Source organism: Amycolatopsis sp. NPDC050768, from assembly GCF_040654155.1.
GTDB lineage: Bacteria > Actinomycetota > Actinomycetes > Mycobacteriales > Pseudonocardiaceae > Amycolatopsis.
Genome location: NZ_JBFAHL010000015.1, coordinates 109996 through 134517, shown reverse-complemented (window position 1 = coordinate 134517; position 24522 = coordinate 109996). Strand labels below are relative to the sequence as shown.

21 protein-coding genes are annotated in these 24522 nt (G+C 69.8%); 10 read left to right on the top strand and 11 right to left on the bottom strand.

Annotation, left to right across the window (positions count from 1 at the left end):
* Positions 1 to 161: 161 nt before the first annotated feature.
* Together AB0H62_RS35955 and AB0H62_RS35950 are read left to right on the top strand one after the other, a co-directional pair.
* Positions 162 to 2708 (top strand): ATP-dependent Clp protease ATP-binding subunit, encoded by a 2547-nt coding sequence (locus AB0H62_RS35955; RefSeq protein ID WP_220244792.1) that lies wholly within the window; start codon positions 162 to 164, stop codon positions 2706 to 2708.
* A 65-nt stretch (positions 2709 to 2773) separates the two neighbouring features.
* Positions 2774 to 3766, top strand: a complete 993-nt coding sequence (locus AB0H62_RS35950) for a hypothetical protein (protein ID WP_220244791.1) — start codon at positions 2774 to 2776, stop codon at positions 3764 to 3766.
* On the opposite strand, the gene pcp is transcribed toward AB0H62_RS35950, so the two are convergent.
* Both pcp and AB0H62_RS35940 read right to left on the bottom strand, forming a co-directional pair.
* Positions 3744 to 4373 (bottom strand): pyroglutamyl-peptidase I, encoded by a 630-nt coding sequence (gene pcp, locus AB0H62_RS35945; protein ID WP_360591041.1) that lies wholly within the window; start codon positions 4371 to 4373, stop codon positions 3744 to 3746. The genes AB0H62_RS35950 and pcp overlap by 23 nt on opposite strands.
* 72 nt (positions 4374 to 4445) lie before the next feature.
* Entirely contained in the window at positions 4446 to 5891 is a 1446-nt protein-coding gene (locus AB0H62_RS35940) for a M1 family metallopeptidase (protein WP_220244789.1), read from the bottom strand.
* Positions 5892 to 6051: 160 nt separating this feature from the next.
* On the opposite strand from AB0H62_RS35940, the gene AB0H62_RS35935 reads away from it, so the two are divergent.
* The gene (locus AB0H62_RS35935; RefSeq protein ID WP_360591039.1) at positions 6052 to 9210 is read left to right on the top strand and encodes a BTAD domain-containing putative transcriptional regulator; all 3159 of its coding nucleotides are present in this window, start codon (positions 6052 to 6054) and stop codon (positions 9208 to 9210) included.
* A gap of 83 nt (positions 9211 to 9293) precedes the next feature.
* On the opposite strand, the gene AB0H62_RS35930 is transcribed toward AB0H62_RS35935, so the two are convergent.
* Both AB0H62_RS35930 and AB0H62_RS35925 read right to left on the bottom strand, forming a co-directional pair.
* Positions 9294 to 10091, bottom strand: coding sequence for an ABC transporter permease (locus AB0H62_RS35930; RefSeq protein ID WP_360591037.1), 798 nt, complete (start codon positions 10089 to 10091; stop codon positions 9294 to 9296).
* Positions 10088 to 11065 (bottom strand): ATP-binding cassette domain-containing protein, encoded by a 978-nt coding sequence (locus tag AB0H62_RS35925; RefSeq protein WP_220244786.1) that lies wholly within the window; start codon positions 11063 to 11065, stop codon positions 10088 to 10090. Before AB0H62_RS35925 ends, AB0H62_RS35930 begins: the two co-directional genes overlap by 4 nt.
* A 182-nt stretch (positions 11066 to 11247) precedes the next feature.
* Between AB0H62_RS35925 and AB0H62_RS35920 the strand changes: the two genes are divergently transcribed.
* Both AB0H62_RS35920 and AB0H62_RS35915 read left to right on the top strand, forming a co-directional pair.
* Positions 11248 to 12210: an endonuclease/exonuclease/phosphatase family protein gene (locus tag AB0H62_RS35920; protein ID WP_360591035.1), complete on the top strand. Its 963-nt coding sequence runs from the start codon at positions 11248 to 11250 to the stop codon at positions 12208 to 12210.
* Positions 12207 to 12644, top strand: a complete 438-nt coding sequence (locus tag AB0H62_RS35915; RefSeq protein WP_360591033.1) for an acetyltransferase — start codon at positions 12207 to 12209, stop codon at positions 12642 to 12644. Before AB0H62_RS35920 ends, AB0H62_RS35915 begins: the two co-directional genes overlap by 4 nt.
* On the opposite strand, the gene AB0H62_RS35910 is transcribed toward AB0H62_RS35915, so the two are convergent.
* Both AB0H62_RS35910 and AB0H62_RS35905 read right to left on the bottom strand, forming a co-directional pair.
* A complete protein-coding gene (locus AB0H62_RS35910) occupies positions 12631 to 13434 on the bottom strand; it encodes a Sir2 family NAD-dependent protein deacetylase (RefSeq protein ID WP_360591031.1) in 804 nt (267 codons plus the stop codon). The two genes, AB0H62_RS35915 and AB0H62_RS35910, sit on opposite strands and share 14 nt — an antisense overlap.
* Positions 13427 to 13735 carry an antibiotic biosynthesis monooxygenase gene (locus AB0H62_RS35905; RefSeq protein WP_220244783.1) on the bottom strand — a complete coding sequence of 103 codons (309 nt, stop codon included), beginning with the start codon at positions 13733 to 13735 and terminating at the stop codon, positions 13427 to 13429. The genes AB0H62_RS35910 and AB0H62_RS35905 overlap by 8 nt, the downstream gene beginning before the upstream one ends.
* A gap of 102 nt (positions 13736 to 13837) precedes the next feature.
* Between AB0H62_RS35905 and AB0H62_RS35900 the strand changes: the two genes are divergently transcribed.
* Both AB0H62_RS35900 and AB0H62_RS35895 read left to right on the top strand, forming a co-directional pair.
* Complete coding sequence (locus AB0H62_RS35900) at positions 13838 to 15025, top strand: FAD-dependent monooxygenase (protein WP_360591028.1); 1188 nt, start codon at positions 13838 to 13840, stop codon at positions 15023 to 15025.
* Between the two features lie 28 nt (positions 15026 to 15053).
* Positions 15054 to 16451: an ATP-binding protein gene (locus AB0H62_RS35895; protein ID WP_360591026.1), complete on the top strand. Its 1398-nt coding sequence runs from the start codon at positions 15054 to 15056 to the stop codon at positions 16449 to 16451.
* A gap of 96 nt (positions 16452 to 16547) precedes the next feature.
* Here AB0H62_RS35895 and AB0H62_RS35890 read toward each other — a convergent pair whose 3' ends face one another.
* Entirely contained in the window at positions 16548 to 17966 is a 1419-nt protein-coding gene (locus AB0H62_RS35890; protein ID WP_360591024.1) for a M1 family metallopeptidase, read from the bottom strand.
* Positions 17967 to 18078: 112 nt separating this feature from the next.
* Here AB0H62_RS35890 and AB0H62_RS35885 point away from each other — a divergent pair, with 112 nt between their 5' ends.
* Complete coding sequence (locus AB0H62_RS35885; RefSeq protein ID WP_220244779.1) at positions 18079 to 18831, top strand: alpha/beta hydrolase; 753 nt, start codon at positions 18079 to 18081, stop codon at positions 18829 to 18831.
* Positions 18832 to 18885: 54 nt separating this feature from the next.
* Here AB0H62_RS35885 and AB0H62_RS35880 read toward each other — a convergent pair whose 3' ends face one another.
* The 4 genes from AB0H62_RS35880 to AB0H62_RS35865 form a co-directional block, all read right to left on the bottom strand.
* Positions 18886 to 19839: an N-acetylmuramoyl-L-alanine amidase gene (locus AB0H62_RS35880; protein WP_220244778.1), complete on the bottom strand. Its 954-nt coding sequence runs from the start codon at positions 19837 to 19839 to the stop codon at positions 18886 to 18888.
* 107 nt (positions 19840 to 19946) lie between these two features.
* Positions 19947 to 20822 carry an A/G-specific adenine glycosylase gene (locus AB0H62_RS35875; RefSeq protein WP_304504316.1) on the bottom strand — a complete coding sequence of 292 codons (876 nt, stop codon included), beginning with the start codon at positions 20820 to 20822 and terminating at the stop codon, positions 19947 to 19949.
* A 24-nt stretch (positions 20823 to 20846) separates the two neighbouring features.
* Positions 20847 to 21338 (bottom strand): carbonic anhydrase, encoded by a 492-nt coding sequence (locus tag AB0H62_RS35870; protein ID WP_220244776.1) that lies wholly within the window; start codon positions 21336 to 21338, stop codon positions 20847 to 20849.
* Positions 21339 to 21468: 130 nt separating this feature from the next.
* The gene (locus AB0H62_RS35865; protein ID WP_220244775.1) at positions 21469 to 22569 is read right to left on the bottom strand and encodes a LacI family DNA-binding transcriptional regulator; all 1101 of its coding nucleotides are present in this window, start codon (positions 22567 to 22569) and stop codon (positions 21469 to 21471) included.
* Positions 22570 to 22765: 196 nt separating this feature from the next.
* Between AB0H62_RS35865 and AB0H62_RS35860 the strand changes: the two genes are divergently transcribed.
* A complete protein-coding gene (locus AB0H62_RS35860; protein ID WP_220247204.1) occupies positions 22766 to 23683 on the top strand; it encodes a zinc ABC transporter substrate-binding protein in 918 nt (305 codons plus the stop codon).
* Positions 23683 to 24519 carry a metal ABC transporter ATP-binding protein gene (locus AB0H62_RS35855; protein WP_220244774.1) on the top strand — a complete coding sequence of 279 codons (837 nt, stop codon included), beginning with the start codon at positions 23683 to 23685 and terminating at the stop codon, positions 24517 to 24519. The genes AB0H62_RS35860 and AB0H62_RS35855 overlap by 1 nt, the downstream gene beginning before the upstream one ends.
* Positions 24520 to 24522: the final 3 nt, after the last annotated feature.

Sequence of the window (24522 nt, the reverse complement as noted above, 5' to 3'; positions counted from 1 at the left end):
GACCGGACGGGTCGCCGGCCGGGTGTTGAAAGGCCACCGCAAGCCGTAGTGGTACGCAAGCGCGACCGCTTGGCTACTACAGTGGTCTCACGGTGCTGTCCGACGCGGGTGTGAATCCGCGCCGGCAACGGGCCGCCGACGCAGCAGTCGAGGGAGTGCGCATGTTTGAGAGGTTCACCGACCGCGCGAGGCGGGTGGTCGTCCTGGCCCAAGAAGAGGCCCGGATGCTCAACCACAACTACATCGGCACCGAGCACATCCTCCTGGGTCTGATCCACGAGGGTGAGGGTGTCGCCGCCAAGGCGCTCGAGTCGCTGGGCATTGCCCTCGAGGGAGTGCGCCAGCAGGTCGAAGAGATCATCGGCCAGGGTCAGCAGGCGCCGAGCGGGCACATCCCGTTCACGCCGCGGGCCAAGAAGGTGCTTGAGCTGTCGCTGCGCGAAGCGCTGCAGCTCGGCCACAACTACATCGGTACCGAGCACATCCTGCTCGGCCTGATCCGCGAGGGTGAGGGCGTCGCCGCACAGGTGCTCGTCAAGCTCGGCGCGGACCTCAACCGGGTGCGCCAGCAGGTGCTGCAGCTTCTGTCGGGTTACCAGACCGGCGAGAAGTCCACCGAGAGCGGCTCGGGCCGCGGCGAGGGCACCCCGTCGTCGTCGCTGGTGCTCGACCAGTTCGGCCGCAACATGACCGTGCTCGCCCGCGAGGGCAAGCTCGACCCGGTCATCGGGCGCGGCAAGGAGATCGAGCGGGTCATGCAGGTGCTGTCCCGCCGCACCAAGAACAACCCGGTGCTCATCGGCGAGCCGGGCGTCGGCAAGACGGCCGTCGTCGAGGGCCTTGCCCAGAGCATCGTCAAGGGCGAGGTGCCCGAGACGCTCAAGGACAAGCAGCTCTACACGCTGGACCTGGGCTCTCTGGTCGCCGGCTCCCGCTACCGCGGTGACTTCGAAGAGCGCCTGAAGAAGGTGCTCAAGGAGATCAAGACCCGCGGTGACATCATCCTGTTCATCGACGAACTCCACACGCTCGTCGGCGCGGGTGCCGCCGAGGGTGCCATCGACGCGGCTTCGATCCTGAAGCCGATGCTGGCCCGCGGTGAGCTGCAGACGATCGGTGCGACCACGCTCGAGGAGTACCGCAAGTACATCGAGAAGGACGCCGCGCTGGAGCGCCGCTTCCAGCCGATCCAGGTCGGCGAGCCGTCGCTCGAGCACACGATCGAGATCCTCAAGGGCCTGCGCGACCGGTACGAGGCGCACCACCGCGTCTCGATCACCGACTCGGCGCTGGTCGCGGCCGCCACGCTGGCCGACCGCTACATCAACGACCGATTCCTGCCGGACAAGGCCATCGACCTCATCGACGAGGCCGGCGCCCGCATGCGCATCCGCCGCATGACCGCGCCGCCGGACCTGCGCGAGTTCGACGAGAAGATCGCCGACGTCCGCCGCGACAAGGAGTCCGCGATCGACGCGCAGGACTTCGAGCGGGCCGCGCGCCTGCGTGACGAGGAGAAGACCCTCCTCGGCCAGAAGGGCGAGCGCGAGAAGCAGTGGAAGGACGGCGACCTCGACGTCGTCGCCGAGGTGGACGACGAGCAGATCGCGGAGGTGCTGGCCAACTGGACCGGCATTCCGGTGTTCAAGCTCACCGAGGAGGAGACCACCCGGCTGCTGCGCATGGAGGACGAGCTCCACAAGCGCATCATCGGCCAGGAGGACGCGGTCAAGGCCGTCTCCCAGGCGATCCGCCGTACGCGTGCCGGTCTGAAGGACCCGAAGCGCCCGTCGGGCTCGTTCATCTTCGCCGGCCCGTCCGGTGTCGGTAAGACCGAGCTCTCCAAGGCGCTGGCGGCCTTCCTGTTCGGCGAGGACGACGCGCTCATCCAGATCGACATGGGTGAGTTCCACGACCGCTACACCGCTTCGCGGCTCTTCGGTGCCCCTCCGGGCTACGTCGGCTACGAAGAGGGCGGGCAGCTGACCGAGAAGGTGCGGCGCAAGCCGTTCTCGGTGGTGCTCTTCGACGAGATCGAGAAGGCGCACCAGGAGATCTACAACACGCTCCTGCAGGTGCTCGAAGACGGCCGCCTCACCGACGGCCAGGGTCGCACGGTCGACTTCAAGAACACGGTCCTGATCTTCACCTCGAACCTGGGCACCTCGGACATCTCCAAGTCCGTGAGCCTCGGCTTCTCTTCCGGAGCGGACATCACCAACCGCTACGAGAAGATGAAGCAGAAGGTCAACGAGGAGATGAAGAAGCATTTCCGGCCCGAGTTCCTGAACCGGATCGACGACATCATCGTCTTCCACCAGCTCACGCAGGAACAGATCATCATGATGGTCGACCTGATGATCGGGCGGGTGGAGAAGCAGCTCAAGGCCAAGGACATGGAGATCGAGCTGACCGAGAAGGCCAAGGCCCTCTTGGCCAAGCGGGGCTTCGACCCCGTGCTCGGCGCGCGGCCCCTGCGTCGCACGATCCAGCGCGAGATCGAGGACCAGCTGTCGGAGAAGATCCTCTTCGGCGAGATCGAGGCCGGTCAGATCATCCTGGTCGACGTCGAGGGCTGGAGCGGCAACCCCGAGGACCGCGACGACGAAGCGCACTTCACCTTCCGCGGTGAGAAGCGCCCGTCCTCGGTTCCGGACGCGCCGCCGGTCAGCATCGGCGCCTCGGAGCACGACACCGAGAACGACTGATCGCTTGACGAGGTGAGAAGGGCGGTTCCCCACGGGGAGCCGCCCTTCTCCGTATCGTCGAGTCCATGGGGGACTCACGACTCACGAACCACCTGCGCGTGTCCACGGCGCTGGCGCTGCTGAGCGACCGGCAGCTCACCGAACGGCTCGCGGACGCCGAGGTCGTGTCCGAAGGCATCGGCGGCACGGGCGTGCGGCTCGACGTCGACGGCACGCCGGTGTTCGCGAAACGGGTGCCGCTGACGGAGCTCGAACTCCGGCATCCGCACTCCACGGCCAATCTCTACGACCTGCCGGTGTTCTGCCACTACGGCCTCGGCTCGCCGGAGGGCTCGGCGTGGCGGGAGCTGGCGCTGCACGTCATGGCCACCGGCTGGGTGCTCGGCGGTGAGTGCGAGTACTTCCCGCTGCTGCACCACTGGCGTGTGCTGCCACTGCGCGCCAACCGGGTTCCCGATCGTCCGCTCGAAGAGGACGTCGAGTACTGGGGCGGTTCTTCGGCCGTGCGCCGGCGGCTGGAGGAGCTGGAGGCTGCCGAAGCGAGCGTGGTGCTGTTCTGCGAGTACTTCCCGACGACGCTGCACGCCTGGCTGCCCGCGCAACTCGACCAGGCCGAGCGCGTCGAACAGCAGTTGTTCGAGACGGCTGCTTTCCTGAAGGCCCAAGGCGTGCTGCACTTCGACACCCACTTCGGCAACTTCCTCACCGACGGCGAGCGGGTCTACCTGACCGACTTCGGACTCGCCTTCGCCACGCGGTTCGACCTGAGTGCCGAGGAGCGCGCGTTCGCCGAGCTCACCCTCGAGCACGATTCCGCGTACTTGGCCATGTACTTGACGCAGTGGCTGGTCACGGAGGTATGCGGCACCTGGGACCGGGCCGAGCGGGTGGCCGCGGTCCGGCGCGCGGCCGCCGGGGAGCTGCCGCTGCCGGAATCCGTGGCGTCGGTGGTCGCGCGGCACGCGAAGACGGCTGTGGAGTTCACCGACTTCTACGACCGGCTCCGGGTGGACCGGGAGGCGCCGTTCCCGAGGCTCAGTTCAACGTTCCGGCGCTGACATCGAGGTCGTCCGCGGTGGTCAGCGCGGTCGTGATCACGGCGTCCAACGCTTCCGCCGACTGCTGCACGTCGAGTGACGGACTACCCGCCCCGACCTGCTCCGGTGTCGGCGGCACGTGGACGAATCCGCCCCGGAGCGTGGGGAAGTCGTTCGCGAGCAAGTGCATCAGGCCGTAGAAGACCTGGTTGCACACATAGGTTCCCGCCGTGTGCGACACCGCCGCCGGCACGCCCTTCGCCTGGATCGCCGCCACCGCCGCCTTGACCGGCAACGTGGTGAAGTAGGCCGTCGGGCCGTCCGCGATCACCGGCACGTCGACGGGCCGGTCGCCGGCGTTGTCGGGAATCCGCGCGTCGATCAGGTTGATCGCCACTCGCTCCGGCGTCACCGCGCTGCGCCCACCCGCTTCTCCCGCACACACCACGAGACTCGGCCGGTGCTGCTCGATCGCCGCACGCAAGGCCGGCAACGACGCGCCGAACTCCACCGGCAGTTCCACAGCGACCACGTCGTCCCGCCGCGCGGCCACCAGCCGCGCCGCCTGCCACGAGGGATTCGTGGCCGAGCCGCCGAACGGCGCGAACCCCGTGAGCAACACAGTCATGCCGAAACTCCCCTCGCGAAGCAGTGAAGGCCTCCCCGGGCAGACCGGGGAGGCCTTCACGAAAGGTACAGATCAAGCAGCGGGCTTCAGGTCGCCCGGGTACAGGTACTGATCAGCCGGCTTGCCCGAGCCGTAGATCCAGGCGTCGAAGAAGCCCTGCAGGTCCTTGTGCGACACGGACTCGCAGTACTTCTGGAACTCCTGCATGCTCGCGTTGCCGTTGCGGTGCAACGAGTTCCACGTCTTGAGCACCTTGTCGAACGCGGCCTCGCCCATGTACTTGCTCAGGGCGTGCAGCGCGACCGGGCCCTTGGAGTACACGTAGGTGAACTCGTTGCCCGGGCCCATGTCGTAGAGCTTGCCGTTCCAGAACCGGTCGGACGCGGTGGCGACCTGCTGCCGGTACTGGTCGTCGAGGTTCACGCCGTTCTTGGCCTCGTCCCACAGCCATTCGGCGTAGGAGGCGAAGCACTCGTTGAGGCAGACGTCCTTCCAGTGGTCCACGGCCACGGTGTCGCCGTACCACTGGTGGGCGTTCTCGTGGACGATCGTGTCGACGTTGCCCGCGCGGCCCGAGTAGATCGGCCGGCTCATGGTCTCCAGCGAGAACCCGATGGGCTCGGCCAGGTAGATGCCGCCGGCGGCGTCCACGGGGTACTTGCCGAACTTCGACTCCAGGAAGTCGAGGATCTCCGGTAGCCGCGCGTCGGCCTGCTTGGTCGAATCGGGCGTGCCGGGCGCGAACGCGCTGACGATCGGCGTGCCGTCCTTGCGCTTGCGCTTGTCGAACGTCCACTTGTCGATGGCGACCGTGGTCATGTACGGCACGGCGGGCGTGGTCTCGGCCCACACGTGCGTGGTGCCCTTCGCCGTCTTGTGCGTGCCCAGCTCACGGCCGTTCGCGATCACACCCCACTCGTCGGGGACGGTGATGGCGAGGTGGAAGGTCGCCTTGTCCAGGGGGGTGTCGTTCACCGGGTACCAGGTGCTGGCCGACTTCGGCTCTCCGGCGGCGAACGCGCCGCCGTTCTTGGCGTACTGCCAGCCGTTGTTGCCCAGCAACGGGTCGCTGATCGGGGCCGGCACGCCGTGGTAGCTGATCACGGTGCGGAACGGCAGGCCGCGCAACAGCGGGAGCAGCGGGGTGATCGTGAGCTCGTGGTCGCCGCTGCGGGTGAACTTGGCCTTCAGGCCGTTGACCTTCACCGAGTCGACGGTGAGGCCGTTGAGGTCGAGGTTGAACGAGCTCAGCGTCTGGGTGGCCCGCGCGCTGATCGTCTGCACGCCGGTGAGCTGGTGGCTGTCCGGCGCGTAGGTCACGGCGAGGTTGTAGTCGGCGACGTCGTAGCCGCCGTTGCCGTCTTGCGGGTAGTAGCTGTCGCCCGCTCCGTCGGCACCCGGGGTGCCCCAGCCGTACCCGTCCTGCCCTGCGGAGGCGATGCCGCCGCCCAGGCTCAGCGCGGCCAGCGTGGCGACGACCGTCACTGCCGGGCGACGCCAGCGGTGCTGCAGTCTCATAAACGCTCCTGTCTGCTGCTCGGGAAACCGTTTGCAACGTATCGCCGTGAAGGGCCGTTGATGGCGACTGGTGGTGTTTTGTCCTGAAAGTCCACACTTCCGTCGGTTCCCCTGCGGCCGTTCGGACCCGTCCTCAGCATCCGTCTGGAAAGCTGGTGCCATGCGCGTGGCGCTACTGGGTCCGCTGCGGGCGGCCTGCGACGACGGCACCCCGGTGGACATCGGCGGTGCGCGCCTTCGCATGCTCTTGGCCCGGCTCGCGCTCGACGCCGGCCGCGCGGTGCCGGCCGAGGTGCTCATCGACGGCCTGTGGGGCACCGAGCCGCCCGCCGACGCCGCCAACGCGCTGCAGTCGCTGGTCTCGCGCCTGCGCCGCGCGCTGCGGCCGGCCGGGGCCGAGCTGGAGTCCGGCGCCGGCGGCTACCGGCTCGCGCTGGCCGCGGACACCGTCGACGCGCACCGGTTCGAGCGGCTCGCGGCCGAGGGCCGCCGGGAGCTTTCGGCGAGCCGCGACTCGCGCGCGGCCGAGCTGCTGCGCACTGCTCTGGACCTCTGGCACGGCGCCGCGCTGGCGGACGTGCTCGACGCGCCGTTCGCCGCCGCGCCCGCGACGCGGCTGGAGGAGCTGCGCACGGAGGCCGCCGAGGATCGCTTCGACGCCGAGCTGCGCCTGGGCCGCCACGCCGACGTGCTCGCCGACCTCACCGCGGCCGCCGAGGCCCACCCGTTGCGTGAACGGCTCGCCGGACTGCGCATCCGCGCGCTGTGCTCGGCCGGGCGGCAGGCCGACGCGCTCGCCGCGTACGGCACGATCCGCGCGACGCTGGCCGACGAGCTGGGCGTGGACCCGTCGGCCGAGCTGCAGGAGATCCACCTGCAGGCGTTGCGCGGCGAGCTCGCGCCCGCCGCGACGGTCACCGACCGGCTGCCGGTGCGCCTCACGAGCTTCGTCGGCCGCGGCGACGAGCTCAAACAGCTGTCGGAGCTGCTCGACGGCTCCCGGCTCGTCACGCTCGTCGGCCCGGGCGGTGCGGGCAAGACGCGCCTGGCGACCGAGGCCGCGGCGCGCCACCCGGTGCACGGGCCCGGGCGCGTGTGGTTCGTGCCGCTCGCCGGTGTCCGCGACGCCGACGATGTGCTCGGCGCGCTGCTCACCGCGTTGGGGATCCGCGACATGCGCGCCACCGAAACCGAGGTGCTGCGCAAGCCGATCGACCTGTTCGAGCACGCCGTCGAGGCGCTGAGCGGCGGGGAAACCCTGCTGGTGCTGGACAACTGCGAGCACGTGGTCGAGGTCGCCGCGCAGCTGGCCGACGACCTGCTGCGCCGCGTGCCGGCGCTGCGCATCCTGGCCACCAGCCGCGAACCGCTCGCCATCACCGGCGAGGCGCTGTGCCCGCTCGGCCCGCTGCCCGTGCCGGCCGAGTCGACGCCGCCGGGCGAGGTGGGTGCGCTCGACTCCGCGCGCCTGTTCCTCGACCGCGCCATCGCCGTGCGGCCGGACTTCACGCTCGACGAGTCCACAGTGGACGCCGTGACGCAGATCTGCCGCCGTCTCGACGGCATGCCGCTGGCGCTGGAGCTGGCGGCGGCGCGCCTGCGTTCGATGCCCGTCACGAGCATCGCCGAACGCCTCGACGACCGCTTCCGCCTGCTCACCTCCGGCAGTCGCACGGCTCTGCCGCGGCAACGCACACTGCGCGCCGTCGTGGAGTGGAGCTGGGACCTGCTCACCGACGCGGAGCTCGCCCTGGCGCGGCGGCTGGCCGTGTTCGCGGCGACGTTCGACGAGGACGCCGTGACCGCCGTCTGCGCCGACGGCGAGCTCCTGCCCGCCGAAGACGTGGTGTACGTGCTGGGTTCCCTCGTCGAGAAATCCATTGTGGACACCGTCGGCGGGCGGTACCGCATGCTGGAGACGCTGCGGGTGTACGCCACCGAGCGGCTCACCGCGTCGGGGGAGACCGAGCGGCTGTCCGCGGCCATGGTGCGCTACCTCGTCGACCTCGTCGAACGCACCGAGCCCCTCCTGCGCACCCGCGAGCAGCTCGCCGCGATCGCGGTTTTCGAGCACGAGAACGACAACCTCACTGCGGCACTGCGCGCCGCCATCGAGTCCGAGGACGTGGATTCCGCCGGCCGCCTGCTCTACGGCATGTTCTGGTACCTGTCGATCCTGGGCCAGAGCGAACGCGCGGAGCGCTTCGTGGTCGACGTGCTCGCCTTCGGCGACCGCCTGGCGCCGGACGTATCCGCCAGCCTGCGGCTGAGTCAGCTGATGATGCACATGATGACCGGACCGCAGGCGCTGGCGGACGCCGCTGACCTGATCGAGGAGTGCGTGCGCACGGGCGCGGTGAAGGGCAATCCGTGGCTCGCGCTCGCGGTGCCGATGGTCGCGTTCCTCAGCGGCCACCGCGACGTCGCCCGCCGGGAGATCCAGCGCGCCATCGACGGTGACGACGCGTGGGGCCGGGCTGCCGGGAGCTTCCTGCTCGCCGACGAGGGCGACCTGGAGGGTTCCGCCCGCGCCCGCGAGCAAGCCCACGCCGGTTTCCTCGAGATCGGCGACCGCTGGGGCCTGGCGATGACGTTCAGCTTCCGCGCCGCCAGCCTGTCCCAGCGCGGTGACCACGCCGGGGCCATCGCGGCATACACCGAAGGCCTGCGGCTGGCGATGGAGCTCCGGTCGCACGACGACGTCATCCAGCAGTGGTGGCGGCTCGCCGTGGAACGCTCGCGCAGTGGCGATTACGCAGGCGCGTGGCGCGAGCTGACCGCGGCAGAACGCTATGCCGAGAACAGCGGGATCCGGCAGCTGAGCCTGATCCTCGCGTTCGGTCGGCTGGAACTGCTGATCCGCGAGGGCCGGCTCGACGAGGCGCGGACCGTCGGCGAGCACATCTCGCGAAGCCGGGACGATTGGCCGTTCCCCGGCAACTTCGAGGACGAGTGGTTCGGCATGGTCAACGCCAGGATCGCGTTGGCGGCGGATAAACCGGACGAAGCCGCGCCGCACGCCGCGGCCGCCATCCGCTCTACTGTGGAGCGCGTCGACATGCCCGACGTGGCGAGGATCGTGGAAGTCTTCGCGGAGATCCGCTACAAGCAGGGTCACTTCGAGACGGCGGCGCGCGCGTTGGCGCTGACCGCGTTGATCCGCGGCGAGTTCGACCTCGGGAGCCCGGAAGTGCTCGCGCTGATCGCCGGGCTCGAGGAGAAGCTGGGCGCGGATCGTTACGCGGAGATCGTCGCGGACACTCGCGCGATGGATCGAGCCGATGGAATTGCCTGGCTCGCCGAGGAAGCCGGCTTCTGACGAGCTCGGTCCCCTCCACCACCCCCGCGGTGAAGGGGACCGAGTGCCCCCATCTTCTGTTGTGGTCCTTTTTCGACAGTCGCTCAGACCCGGCGGCGGTAGGCCCAGGTCGCGAGCGGGAAGCACACCACCACGGCCCCGACCATCCACGCCAGCGCCCCGCCGAGCGGTCCGGCGACCGCGCCGCCGTTCATCAAGCCCCGCAACGCGTTGGCCATCAGGCTCACCGGGCTGATGTCCGCCCAGGCCCGCAGCCACCCCGGCATCGTGGCGGTGGAGACGAACACGTTGCTGCCGAAGGTGAGCGGCATGATGAACACGAACATCAGGCCCTGCGCGGCACCCGGCGACTTCATCAGCATCCCGACGAACACCGAGCCCCAGCAGAAGCACAGCCCGAACGCCAGCACCAGCAGGATCGCGGCCAGGAACTGCATCGGCCCCGTCTCGATGCGGTAGCCCATCACCGTCGCGACGACCATCAGCACGGCCAGGCACACGACGTAGCGCACGAGGTCCGCCAGCACCGCGCCGACCAACGGCGCCGAGCGCGCGATCGGCATGCTGCGGAACCGGTCGAACACGCCCTTGGTGACGTCGGTGTTCAGCTGCACGCCCACGGTCAGGCTGGCTTGCAGGATGTTCATCACGACCAGGCCGGGCACCAGGCTCTGCAGGTAGTTCGAGATGGACCCGCCCAGCGCGTTGCCGAACAGGTAGGTGAACATCAGCAGGAAGATGATCGGCATCAGCGTCACATCGGCCAGCTGCTCCGGGTTCTTGCGGATCTTCAGGATTCCGCGCCAGGCCAGGGAAAGTGCGTGCTGCGTGCCTTTCACCGGGCTGATGCGGCGGGGCGGATCGAGCGCGAGCGTGGTCACGCGAGGCTCCCTTCGAGCTGGGCGTCGGCAGTGGTCGGTTCGGCGGAGCGGCCGGTCAGGGCCAGGAACACCTCGTCGAGGCTCGGCAGCCGCAGCGCGAGCTCGTCGGAGGTGATGCCGGCCTCGTCGAGCTTGCGCACGAGCGTGGACAGCAGCACAGGGTCGGAAACCGGCGCGGTGAGCAGGCCCGTGTCGTTGTCACGCGTCGGCCGGACGCCGGTGATCTCGCCCAGGATGCGGGCGACGGCGTCGAGGTCGGCGAGCGACGTCGGGCGCACCTGCAGCGTCTGGCCGCCGACGCGGCGCTTGAGCTCGTCGGCGCGGCCGTCGGCGACCACGTGGCCGTGGTCGAACACGGTGATCTTGTCGGCCAGCTGGTCGGCTTCCTCCAGGTACTGCGTGGTGAGCAGCACCGTCGCGCCGTCGGCGACGAGGCCGCGGACCACGGCCCACACCTCGTTGCGGGCGTGCGGGTCGAGCCCGGTGGTGGGCTCGTCGAGGTAGAGCACCTCGGGCCGCCCGACGAGGCTCGCGGCGAGGTCGATCCGCCGGCGCATGCCGCCGGAGTAGGTGCGGATCGGGCGCTTGGCGGCGTCGGACAGCTCGAAGCGCTCCAGCAGCTCCTTCGCCCGGGCCTTCGCGTCGGCCCGCGACAGGTCGAGCAGCCGGCCGATCAGCACCAGGTTCTCGATGCCGTTGAGGTCTTCGTCGACGGACGCGTACTGGCCGGTGAGCCCGATCAGCGAGCGCACCCGCACCGGGTCCTGCACCACGTCGAAACCCCCGACCGTGGCGTGCCCGGCGTCGGGCTTGATGAGTGTGGCCAGGATGCGCACGGCCGTCGTCTTGCCCGCGCCGTTGGGCCCGAGCACCCCCACCACCTTGCCGAACGGGACCTCCAGATCCACCCCGTCCAGCGCCTTGGTCTCCCCGAACTGCTTGACCAGGCCCTCGGCCTTGATCGCAAACGACATGTGGTCCTCCTCCTGCTGTCGCCCTCCGAGCAACACAGTGGACGGCCGGCCTGTCAGGGCGCGCACAGCACGCTGACAGCGCCTGTCGCGGACCTGTCTTCCGCTGTCAGGAGTTGCGGAGGTGTTGTGGAGGTGCGGTGTCCGGGGCGCGCTTGCCCGGCCGGAGTCGGCATACTCGGCCCATGGTGATCAACGACCAGGTGCGGGCGCGGCCACGGAACCAGCTGGTCACGGGCGTTTTGCTGCTGTTCGGCGTGCCCCTGCTGGCGATCGCGGCGCTGCGCACGGTCGGGTACGACGGCGGCTGGTACACACTCGTGCTGCTCGCGCTCACCCCGTACGCGGTCGTGTACGGAGCGCTGCTGGGCGGTGTTTCGCTGGTACTGCGCCGGTGGTGGATCGGTGGAATCGCGCTGGCGCTGGCGATCCTGCTGGCCGTGTTCGTGGCGCCGCGCGTGATGGCCGACGAGCAACCGGCCGTGGCGGGGAAATCGCTGCGCGTGATGTCGGCGAACCTGTACCTCGGCCGGGCCGACGCTGCCGCGATCGTGAAGCTGGTGCGCGACAACCGGGTCGACGTGCTGAACCTCTTGGAGATGACGTCGGCCGAAGTGTCCGCTTTGGACAAGGCGGGGCTGTTCGGCCTGCTGCCCTACCGGGTGCTGCACGCGGCGCCGGGCGCGGACGGGTCGGGCATCGTGTCGCGCTACCCGCTCACCGAGGAGAACTACACGGGCGATTCCACCGCGAAGCAGCCCAGCGCGGAAGCCGACCTCGGCGGCGGCACGGTGGTGGAGCTCGTCGCGGTGCACCCGCAGTCGCCGGACACGGGCGTCGACCAGTGGGAACGCGAGACGAAGGACCTTTCGCGCGCCGCCGGCGAGCACGGCCTGCGCATCCTGGCCGGCGACTTCAACGCGACCCTCGACCACGCGGCCCTGGCCACCGTGCTGTCGCGCGGCTACCACGACGCCGCCGACGAACGCGGCGACGGCCTGCAGCCCACGTGGCCCGCTGATGCCACGCCGCTCGTTACGCTGGACCACGTGCTGGTGGACAAGCGTGCGGCCGTCGAGGACTACCGGGTTTTCGACGTGCCCGGAACCGACCACCGCGCTGTGTACGCCCAGGTGCGGTTGCCGTGACGATCTCGCTGCGTCCGGTCTCGGGCCCGGACGAATACCCGGAGCTGCTGGCGATCTGGCGCAGTGCGGTCAAGGCGACGCACGATTTCCTGACCGCCGCCGACGTTTCGTTCTACGCTTCGCGGGTGCCCGGATACTTCCCGCGGGTGGAGCTGACCGTGGCCACTGTGGACGGTGTTGCCGCAGGGTTTTCCGGGATCGCTTCCGGGAGCTTGGAAATGCTGTTCGTGCACGCCGATCACCGCGGCGAGGGGGTCGGGTCCGCACTGTTGCAGGCGGCTTTGTCGGCGTCTCCATCGCTGACGCTCGACGTCAACGAGCAGAACTCGCAGGCGCTCGGGTTTTACCTGCACCACGGGTTCGTGATCGCCGGCCGCTCGGCGACGGACTCCGAGGGCCGGCCGTTCCCTTTGCTGCACCTCAGGCAAGCTTGAGCAACGACTGCAGCGCGCCGGCCGCGATCGACACGCCGCGGCCGTGGCGGATCTGCGGCTCGCGCGGGTTGATGCGAACGAGCGCGCCCGTCGCGGCGCTCGCCAGCTCGGCGTAGCGGCGGACGGTCGGCACGGCCTGGCCCGCGCCGAGCTCGACCACGGTGAGGTCGCGCCGGCCGCGGCGCCACGCGGTGAGCTCGTCGAGCTGGGCCTGGCTGCGCGTCGGGACCCACTCGAAGTCGCCGAACATCAGGATGTTGGGCCGGGCGAGGCCGCCGCAGCGCGGGCAGCTCGGCAGGGGCGGGCGGGCGCGCATGGTCGTTTCGTCGAGGTCGACGTGGATGTCGGTGGCCGGCCAGATGTCGTCCGTGCAGCCGTCGAGGCACTGCAGGTGGTGGATGGACCCGTGGGCCTCGGCGACGTGGCCGAAGCCCGCGACCTGGAACTGGCCGTCCACATTGGACGTGAAGACGCGGAGCCCGCCGGGCTTCCGGTCGCCCCATTCGCGCAGCAGCTCGAAACCCCGGTGCGGCACCGTCTTCCGGTAGAGGTCGAGCCGGTGGCCGTAGAACCCCCAGGCCAGCTCGGGGTCGTCGGCGAAGTGCCGCGGGTCGGCCAGCTCCTCGAAGCTGAGGCCGAGCCCGGCGTATCGCGGGTACGCGCGCCAAAAGCCCTCGTCGCCGCGGAAATCGGGCAGGCCGGAATCGACGCCCATCCCGGCGCCGGCGCACACGAGCAGCGCGCCGGCACCGTGGATCAGTTCGGCCGCTCGGGCGAGGTCGTCACTCACCCGGCTTCGAAGCCTGGACGACCTCGAACTCGAGCAGGCTCGCACCCGACGACACCGGCTTCGCGCGCTCGCCCGCGTGGGCCTCGCGCGCGGGGCCGGCCGCCCACGCCTGGTAGTGCTCCTCCGACTCCCACTTCGTGTAAACGAAGTAGCGCGTCTCGCCGGAAACCGGGCGGAGGAGCTCGAAGCCGAGGAACCCGGCCTGGCTGTCGACGGCGTGCAGCCGCGCGGCGAACCGCTTCTCCAGCTCGGGGCCGGCGCCTTCGGGGACCTCGATCGCGTTGATCTTCACCACTGCCATGGCTCCAGCCTACTTCCGTCTTCCGTGGGAGAAAGTGGTAGTAACTGTCAAATAGTTGTGGCTATCATGTTTGGGTAGGCATTCGTGGGATGGGCGCACACCATGCGGGTTCTGATCTCGGGGGCGAGCATCGCCGGCCCGGCGCTGGCGTTCTGGCTGCACCGCTACGGCATCGAGGCGACGTTGGTCGAACGCGCGCCCGCGCCGCGGCCGGGTGGGCAGGCCGTGGACCTGCGCGGCGTGGGGAAAGTCGCCGCGGATCGAATGGGCCTGCTGGAGCAAATCCGCGCCGCCTGCACCGACACGGGTGGCCTGTCCCTCGTCGACGCCTCGGGCCGCCGTCGGGCCACCCTCACCGTCGACCAGTTCGGCGGCGACGGCCCGATCGCGGAAATCGAAATCCTCCGCGGGGACATCGCTCGCGTCCTTCGGGAGGCGACGGACAACGAGTACCTCTACGGCGACCGGATTGTCTTGCTCGACGAGCAGTCCGACGGCGTCCACGTCACTTTCGAATCCGGCGGCTGCCGGGTCTTCGACGCCGTGATCGGCGCCGACGGCCTCCACTCGGGGGTGCGCTCTCTGCTGTTCGGCGACGTGCCGTTGCGGCACCTGGGCCGCTACCTGGCGTTTTGGACCGCACGCAACCACCTGGGTCTGGAGAACTGGTCGCTGGTGCACAACGCGCCGGGCCGCAGCATCGGCGTCCGCACGATCAACTCGAACCAGGCTTTCATGGCCTTCGCGTCGTTCCATGCCGACGACCTCCACCACGACTACCGGGACATCGGCTGGCAGAAGTCTTTGGTGCGCTCCCGGCTGTCGGGCTTGGGCTGGGAGGCCGCTGAGCTGGTGTCGCAACTCGACGACGCTGCCGACTTCTACTTCGACTCCGTCAGCCAGGTCCACCTCCCGTCGTGGTCCCGCGGCCGCGTCGGCTTGCTCGGTGACGCCGCCTTCTGCGCCTCACCCTCGTCCGGCCAAGGCACCAGCCTGGCCCTGGTCGGCGGCTACGTCCTGGCCGGCGAGCTCGCGGCCGCGCCGGATGTCCCAGCTGCATTGGCTGCATACGAGAACCGCCTCCGGCCGTGGGTCCTGGCGAACCAGAAGATGGGCCGCACCAACGCGCGCGCCGGGTCGCCTTCGAGCGCCCTTGGCGTTCGCCTGCAGCAGGTGGGCATGCGTCTTCTGCCGCACCTGCCGGAGCGCCTGCTGTTCGGCTCGATGCTCGCGGTGCTGAACGGCTTCGATCTGCCGGACTACTCGCGGTACCTGACGTCGGTGGCCTGACTGGGTGATTCATGCCACTCTGGGGTACATGGGGGAAGATCACGAAGCACTCGCACGCGACCTGCAGCGCATCATCAAAGCCACGGCCGACGCGGTCGGCTCGCGGCAGGCCAACGAGCTGATCGACCGCGTCACCGGGCACCTCGGGGTGGCGCTGACGCAGGCGCTGGTGGTGACGCGCAACTACGAGGACTGGGAGCACGCCAACATCCAGGCGGGCGTCGACGCGTACCTCGCCGAGCGCGGTGTGCAGACGGACTGGTTCGGGATCGCGGGCGGGCAGCGTGGCCACGAGGACCTGGTGGGCATGCTGTTCGCCGCGCGGAACCACCAGTTGTACGAGCTGGGGGCCGTCGACTACACGACCGCGACGATCGGGCCCGACGCGGCGGGGGAGGTCGTGCAGCTGGGGCTGGTGGGGACGGCCGCGCCCGACGGGACGCCGGTGATCGTCGGCGTGCGGGGGACGAACCAGCAGTACGGGCAGATGTACTGCCGCCTGGAGGTGATCGCCGGGGAGCGCGCCGCGGCGACGGCCACGCGCGACCGCATCGAGCAGCTGATCGCGGAGCACGACGTGTTGCGCGGCCACGTGCTGGCGTTCGGCGTGAGCGAGCACCGCGGCAACGAGCTGCTCACCTTCCTGCCCCGGCCCGCGATCGGTCCGGAAGAGGTGGTGCTGCCCGAAGGTGTGCTCGACGCGGTCGAGCGGCACACACTCGGCATCGCGGAACACGGCGAACGCCTGCTGGCGGCCGGACAGCACCTCAAGCGCGGCGTGCTGCTGCACGGCCCGCCGGGCACCGGGAAGACGCACACCGTCCGCTACCTGATGGGACGGCTGCCCGGCAGCACGGTCGTCATCCTCACCGGCTCGGCGATGCGCTTCGTCTCGAAGGCCGCGACGCTCGCGCGCCGGCTGCAGCCCAGCGTCGTCGTGCTGGAGGACGTCGACCTCATCGCCGAGGACCGCGACCACTCCCGCGGCGGCACGCCATTGCTGTTCAGCCTGCTCGACGCCATGGACGGCGTCGGCGGAGACGCCGACGTCACCTTCCTCCTCACCACCAACCGCGCCGGCGACCTGGAGAAAGCGCTGGCCGACCGGCCGGGCCGGGTCGACCTCGCCGTCGAGATCCCGCTGCCCGACGCCGCCGGCCGCGCCGCGCTGCTCGAGCTGTACTCCCGCGGCCTCAAGGTGACGGCCGACCTCGCCCCGATCGTCGAGGCGACCGAGGGAGTCACGGCGTCGTTCGTGAAGGAACTCCTCCGCCGCGCGACGCTGCGCAGCCTCACCACCAACCCTGACGCCGAGGCTGTCGTCGGCGATGCCGAGTTGGGCGGTGCGCTGGCGGAGATGACTGACGCGCGCAACGCGCTGACCAGGTCGCTACTGGGCGCCTCGGCTCAGGGGCGGCAGGGTTAGTGGTTGTGGTCGGCGCGGGATAGTCCGCGCCGGCGACGCTCGGGGCCGCAGCGTGGCGGGCGGGCGGTCATGGTCGGCGCGAGACAAAAGCCCAGCTCACGGGTGGAGTGTGCCCGGGTAGAGATCCTCGTCCGACGGGAGTTTCGCCGTGCGGAACCAGTCGTCCAGGAAGGGGCTCAGGTCCTGGCCCGCCAGGTGGTTCACGAGTTTCGTGAAGTCGGCCCACGTGGCGTTGGCGTGGCGGTGCTCGGCGGGCCAGTCGCGCAGCAGGGTGGAGAACGGGCCGTCGCCCATGCGGCGGCGCAGGGCGTGCAGGGCGAGGATGCCCTTGTCGTACACGGCTTCGAACTCGTGGCCGGGGCCTGGGTCGACGAGTTTGCGGTTCCAGAAGTCCGTGCTGGCGTGGGTGATTTCGAGGGCCGCGCGGTAGCGATCGTCGAGGTTTTGGCCCTCGCGTTCGGACCAGAGCCACTGGGCGTACGACGCGAAGCACTCGTTGAGGCAGACGTCCGACCACGAGTCGAGCGACACGGAGTCGCCGAACCACTGGTGGGCGTTCTCGTGGACGAGGGTGAGGATGTCGGCCCACTTCGCGTACGTCGGGCGCGTCTGCGTCTCCAGTGAGAAGTGGATGTCCTCCGCGAGGTAGATGCCGCCGGCGGCGCTCTGCGGGTACGGGCCGAACTTGCTGCTCAGGAACCCCAGGATGTCGGGCAGCCGGTCGCCGCTGGCCTCGAGCGACTCGGCGCCCGGCGCGTACGCCGACACCACGGGCGTGCCGTCGGGCAGCGAAGAGCGCTTCACCGTGAACTTGTCGATCGCGATCGTCGTGAGGTAGCTGGCGACCGGGTTCGGCTCGGTCCACGTCGTGGTCGTCTTGCCGCCGGCCGAAGAACTGCCCTGCTCACGGCCGTTGGAAATCACCGTCCAGCCGTCCGGCACGTGCGCGGTCACGCTGAACGTCGCCTTGTCACGCGGGGTTTCGTTCACCGGGTACCAGAACGCCGCCGAATGCGGCTCGCCCACCATGAACGCGCCGCCGTCGGACGAGCGGCTCCAGCCGGTCTCGCTGCCACCGTCGTGCTCGGTGTTCGACGGGTCGCCGGAGTACCGCACGCGCGTGCGATAGGTCGAGCCCGCCCGCAACGGCTGCGGCGGCGTGATCACCAGCTCGAAGTCCTTCTCCCGGCTGAACTTCGCCGGTTTCCCGTCGACCTCGACCGATGCGACGTCGAGCCCCCGCAGGTCCAGGTTGAACCGGCTGAGGTCCTGCGTGGCCTTCGCCGTCACGGTCGTGTCGCCGTCGAGGTGGCCGCTCGCGGGGTCGTAGCCGACGTCGACGTGGTAGTCGAGCGCGTCGTAACCGCCGTTGCCGTCTTCGGGGTAGTACGGATCGCCGGCGCCGCGCGCCCCAGCGGACGGATGCAGTGGCGCGGTGTCCGGATTGTCCGCACTGCACGCGGAGAGCGCGAGCACACCGGCGAGGGCGAAGACGGCGGTTCGGTGGCTGCGCATCGTTTCACCCTATTTCCAACCGTCCTCCCCGCCACCACCCTCAAAGGAGTGGCTTCGCCACATGTGCCTGTTCGGGTGTGATTGGCTACCGGACGAAACGGCAGGAGTCTCCATGCGACCTGGGCTGATCCACTTCGGCGGCGACGACACCACGGGCATGTCGGTGCTCCTGCTGCACGGCTTGATGGGCCGCGCCCGCACGTGGTGGCCGGTCGCCCAGTGGCTCAAGCCCTACGGCTCCGTCCACGCCCTCGACGCCCGCGGTCACGGCCGCGCGCCGCACACCGGACCGTGGACCACGGAGCAGTTCGCCGAGGACATCGCCGAGGTCCTGGGCGAGATTGGCCCGTCCGTGCTGATCGGCCATTCCATGGGCGGCCTCCACGCCTGGGCGACGGCGGCCAAGTATCCGGAGCTGGTACGCGCGGTCGTGAGCGAGGACTTCGCGCCCGACCAGCGCGGCCGCACCGTCGAGACCTGGCGCGGCTACTTCGACAGCTGGCCGGTGCCGTTCGAATCACTCGCCCACGTCCGCGAGTTCTTCGGCACCGCGGGCGACTACTTCACCGAATGCGTCGAGGAACGCGAAGACGGCTACCACCTGATCGCGAACCTGGCAAACCTCTACGAGATCGCCGCCGAATGGGGCCGCCGCGACTACTGGTCCATTGTGGACTCGATGGAATGCCCCCTGCTCCTCGTCGAAGGCGAGCACACGGCCATGCCGGCCGGACAGCAAGCACAGGTCGCCGAACGGGTGCCGGGCGCGAAACACCTCGTCATCCTCGGCTCGGCACACCTGCCCCACGTCGAGGCACCGGAAATCTACCGTGGTGCGGTGGAAGCGTTCCTCGCCGGACTCTGAGCAAGCCGGCGGGTCACGCGGACCGCCCTCGCCGGACCGCGTGACCCGCCGGGGTCAGTGGGCGAGTTCCACCCGCCACGCGGCGGCGGACTTCCCCGGCGGCACGATGAGCGGCCACACGTCCGAGCCGAGGAACCCCGACTCGTCCGCCGCCCGCGCCGCCGTGCAGCTGTCGCGGGGCAGCCCGTGAGAGGACGCCAGAACAGTCACGGCGTCTGTTGTGGACTGTCCAAACACACCATCGGTCGGCACGCCGTAACCCGAAGCGCGCAAGAATCGTTGTGCTGTAAGCACGCGAGGCCCAACGTCGCCGGGCTTCAGCAACGGCCACTCCGGCACCTCCGCCCGCGAAGCCGCGACACCGAGCACCCGGGAAACGGCCGTCCGCAGCTCCGGAAGCCGGTCGTAGAGCACCTGCCCGCAGCACTCCGTGGAGTTGAAATCCCGGTGGCCCTTGATGAAACTCGGCGAAATCCCGTATTGGTCGGCGATGTAGGCGACCAGCGAGACCAGTGAATTCCACAACGCCACCGGCACGTCGACCGTGCTGTACAGGCCCTCGTTCTCGATCCCGAGGCATTCGCTGTTGTGGTTGCCGACATTCGCGCCCTGCACGTGCTGCTTGCCGCCGCGCAGGATCTCGAGGCTGCGGTGCCGGCCTTCCGTCACGTAGCCGCCGCGGCTGTTCGTGAACTGCTGGCCCGTGTCGATCCAGCCGCGGGTGTCCATGTGGAAGTTCTGGATGTCGCGCGAGATCTGCAACGCGTGGGCCAGCGAATAGTCGGTGTTGTTGCCCGGATCGACGGTGTGGTGCACCACGATGTAGGTCGGCTTGTGGTTCTCCACCACGATCGCGCCCGTCGCGGGCCGCGCGTTCCACGCGTGCGTCGGGTGGATCTGCGGCGCGGTCACCGCCGTCGCCGTCCGTGTCGCGAACAGGCCGAACGCGCCCGCCGCGGTGACCGTGAGCCCGCCCTTGAGCACGGCACGGCGAGTGGCTTCCCCCATGTGAATCTCCTCCGCCGGAACAGAGAACGTCGGGGGAAAGCTAACCCGCCACGGAGCTCATGACAACTTTTTGCCGACTTTCGTCGTACCCCGTGAGAACCAGTCCGTCAGTGCTCACCCGGCAGTGCGAACAGCCCGCTGTCCGTCTGCTCCAGCAGGCCGTCGACCAGCAACGAATCGAGGCACCGGTCGCGCTGCCCGGCCTCGTGCCACACGATGTCCAGCCGCGCCTTCTCGACGGGCCCCTCGCTGCCGCGCAGCACGTCGAGCAGCAGGCCGCGCACCTGCCGGTCGGTGCCCGCGAACTTCTGCACGGGCTTGGCCGGCCCCGCGTACTCCGGCCGGCCGTTGTGCTGCCACGAGCAGATGTCGAACACTGGGCAGTCGGCGCAGCGCGGTGCACGCGCGGTGCAGATCAGCGCGCCCAGTTCCATCAACGCGGCCGACAGCTTCGCCGCCGGCGCGTCTTCGCCCGGCAGCAGCGCCTCGACGTCGGCCATGTCGCGCGTGTTCGACGCCGGACCCGCGTCGCCGGCGCCGTGCACCGCCCGCGCGACCACGCGCCGCACGTTCGTGTCGACGACCGGCGCCCGCTTGCCGTAGGCGAAGGCCGCCACGGCCCGCGCCGTGTACGCGCCGATGCCGGGCAGCGCGAGCAGGGTGTCCACATCGGACGGCACGACGTCGCCGTGCTCGGCCGCGATCACCGTGGCCGCCGCGTGCAGCCGCAGGGCGCGGCGCGGGTAACCGAGCTTGCCCCACGCGCGCACGACCTCGCCGGTGGTCTCCGCGGCCAGCGCCGAGGGCACGGGCCAGCGCGCCATCCACTCGAGCCAGATCGGCTGCACGCGCGCGACCGGCGTCTGCTGCAGCATGATCTCGCTCACCAGCACGCCCCACGCGGAGCACTCCGGCTCCCGCCACGGCAGGTCTCGCCCGTGTGTGTCGAACCAGTCGATCAGAACGTCCGCGTCCACAGCCACGCCGACCATTGAAACCGACGCGGCTCAGACGACCTCGGTCAGGCTCCCGGTCTTCACGTCGTAGACGAATCCGCGCACGTTGTCGGTGTGCGGCAGGAAGTCGCTGCGGCGCACGCGCTCCATCGACACGCGCACGCTGTCCTCGACATTGCGGAACGCCTCCACCGACCAGGTCGGCCGCAGGCCCGTGGCCTGTTCGAGCTCGTCCTTGAAGTCGTCCTCGGTCACGGTCGAGAGGCCGCAGTTGGTGTGCTGCACGATCAGGACCTCGCGCGTGCCGAGCTTGCGCTGGCTGAGGGCGAGGGAACGGATCATGTCGTCGGTGACCACGCCGCCCGCGTTGCGCAGCACGTGGGACTCACCTTGGATGAGGCCGAAGATCTCGAACACGCGCACGCGCGCGTCCATGCAGGTCAGGATGGCCACGTGCAGTGAAGGCTTGGGCGAGGAGCGGTCGCCCGGCACGACGTTGCCGAGTTCCTCGTTGCGCTTGAGAAGAACGTCGATGGAGGTCATGGTCACCTTTCGGCCACGCTTCCCCGACTATGCGGGCGGTCCCTCCCATGGAACCCGTCCGGAGCGCCCGTTACAACGGGATAGGTCCGAAGTCACCGGAAAACAGGGGCATTCCCCCTGCTGCCGGAGGTCAGCCCCCGAACCACGGCTCCTCGACGGTCCGCGGCGGCGCCGACGTGCGCCCGAGCCGCAGCTCGGTGGGCAGCGTGATCACCTTCGGGCCCACACGCTCGGCCGAGCCGAGCAGCAGCCGCCCCGCGACCTTGCCCTTCTCGAGCACGGGCTGGTGCACGGTGGTGAGCCCGAGGCGCTCGGCCTCGGCGATGCCGTCGAAGCCGGTCACGGTGAGGTCGAGCGGCACGCGCAGGCCCCGTCGCTCGGCTTCGGCCAGCGCGCCGAGCGCGAGGATGTCCGACGTGCAGATCACGGCCGTGACCTGCGGGTACGCGTCGAGCAGCTGGCGGGCGCCGGTAGCGCCGTCGTCGACGGTGTGGTCGAAGCGCTCGACTACGGGCACGGTGGCCCAATCAACGCCGGCCGCAGAGAACGCCGTGGCCAGGGCTTCGAGGCGGATGCGCTGCACGTGGAAATGGGCGCTGCTCTGGCGCTGCGCGGTCACGAAGTCGTCGTTGCGCTCGCGCGCCAGGCGCATGCACAGCACGCCGACCTGCCGGTGGCCGAGCGAAACGAGGTGCTCGGCCAGGCGCGTGACGGCGGCCGCGTCGTCGGGGCCGACGCGGTCCACGCCTTCGATGCGCGGCTGGTCGATGATCACCGTGGGGACGGGCCGCTCCAGCACCGCGGCCAAGTGCGGGTCGTCGTCGGGTACGGAGTAGACGACAAATCCGTCGACGCCGGCGCGGTGTACGGCGGCGACGTCTTCGCGGCCGGGGCTCGCGGGCACCAGGTGCAGGCCGACCCCGGCGTCCTCGCAGGCGAGGGCGAGGCCTTCGAGCACACCGACCGCCGCCGGGTCACGGAACGCGTACGACAGGTTCTCGGTGAGCAGCAGCCCGACGGCGCCGGCCTTGCGCGTGCGCAGCGAACGCGCTACCGGGTCCGGGCCGGGGTAACCGAGGCGGCGGGCGGTCTCGAGGATGCGCCGGCGAAGTTCGGGAGACAGCTGGTCGGGGCGGTTGTACGCGTTGGACACGGTGGTCCTGGACACCCCGAGCTCCGCCGCCAGCGACGCCAATGTCGCCTGCCTCCGGGTGCGAATAGGACGGCCCATCCGCAAACCGTAACGGTTCAGATCGTTTTCCAGAAGCGACACCCCTGTGGTGAGTGTCTCGATCCGCTGAGTGACGGACGGGCCTTCTGCCACCCGGTGGAGCGGGCACTGTCATTCGGATGGGGTAAAGTGAATCTGACAACGATTTCCATTAGCTGATCGGTTCGACCCAGGAGAGTCTTCGATGAGTTCCCGCCTGAGTACCCGCCGCGCCCGCGGCGTGCTCGCCGCCGCTTCGGCTCTGACCGTGTTCGCGCTCAGCGCGTGCTCCAGCACCGACTCGGGCTCCGGCACCGGTTCCGGCTCTGGTTCCACGACGGGCCAGATCAACGTCGTCGCGGCGACGGACGTGTGGGGCAGCGTCGTCACGGCCGTCGGCGGTGACAAGGTGGCTGTCAAGTCGATCATCCACGACCCGACGGCCGACCCGCACTCGTACGAGTCCACGGCCGACGACGCGCTGGCGGCCAAGAACGCGCAGCTCACGCTCGCCAACGGCGGCGGCTACGACGACTTCTTCGGCAAGCTGGCCGACCAGGCGGACGGCGCGAAGAAGCTCGTGGCCTACGACATCGCCGCGACCGGCGACGAGAACGAGCACGTCTGGTTCGACCTGCCGGGCGTGGAGAAGGTGGCCGACCAGGTCGCCTCGGCGCTCAGCGCGATCCAGCCGGCGTCGAAGCAGACCTTCGACGACAACGCCAAGGCGTTCAAGGGCCAGGTCGACGCGTTGGTCAAGAAGACGGAAGCCGTCGGCGCCGCGCACCCGGGCACCAAGGTCGTGGTGACCGAGCCCGTGGCGCACTACCTGCTCGAGACCGCGAAGATCACCGACGCGACGCCGAAGGCCTTCTCCGACGCGGTCGAGAACGAGACCGACGTGCCCGCCACGGCCGTCAACGACTTCACCCAGCTCATCAAGAACAAGCAGGTCAAGGCCCTGATCAACAACGTCCAGACGGTTACCCCGCTGACCCAGCAGGTGGTGTCGGATGCGAAGGCGTCGAACGTCGCCGTGGTCGACGTAGCCGAGACGCTGCCTGCCGACGTCACGGGTTACATTGACTGGATGACCAAGGAAGTGGACTCGCTGTCCGGGGCTCTGAACAGCTGATGTCCGCCGCGCTCTCGACGGTTCGCCCCGCGGTTCGCGTCCGCGGGGCGGGCCTGGCGTTCGGCAGCCGCACCCTCTGGTCCGGGCTCGACCTCGACGTCGAGCAGGGCGAGTTCCTCGCGATCCTCGGTCCTAACGGGTCCGGCAAGAGCAGCCTGCTCAAGGCGTTGCTCGGCATGCAGAGCCTCTCGGCCGGCAGCGTCGAGATCGCCGGCGGCCGCCCGGGCGGCGCCAACCGCAAGGTCGGCTACATCCCGCAGCAGCGCGCGATCGACGACGGCCTGACCCTGCGTGGCGTCGACCTCGTGGGGCTGGGCCTCGACGGGCACCGCTGGGGGACCGGCGTGTTCGGCATGCGCGACCGCCGGCGTCGCGTCGCGGAGGCGATCGAGGCCGTCGGTGGCACGGCGTACGCGAAGCAGCCGATCGGGCGGCTTTCCGGCGGTGAGCAGCAACGCCTCCGGGTGGCGCAGTCGCTGGTCGGTGACCCGTCCGTATTGCTGTGCGACGAACCGCTCCTTTCGCTCGACCTCGCGCACCAGCGCGCGGTCAGCGAGCTGATCGACCGGCGCCGGCGCACGGCGGACACGGCCGTGCTGTTCGTGACGCACGAGATCAACCCGGTGCTGCAGTTCGTCGACCGCGTGTTGTACCTGGTCAACGGCTCGTTCCGCGTCGGCAAGCCCGACGAGGTGATGAACTCCGAGACGCTGTCCGAGCTGTACGGCACCCGCGTCGAGGTGCTGCGCGTCGGCGGGCAGATCCACATCGCGGGTTCGCAGAGCTCCCTGTGCGAAGACCAACCGCACCACCACGAGCAGGAAGCAGTGGGCTGAGCC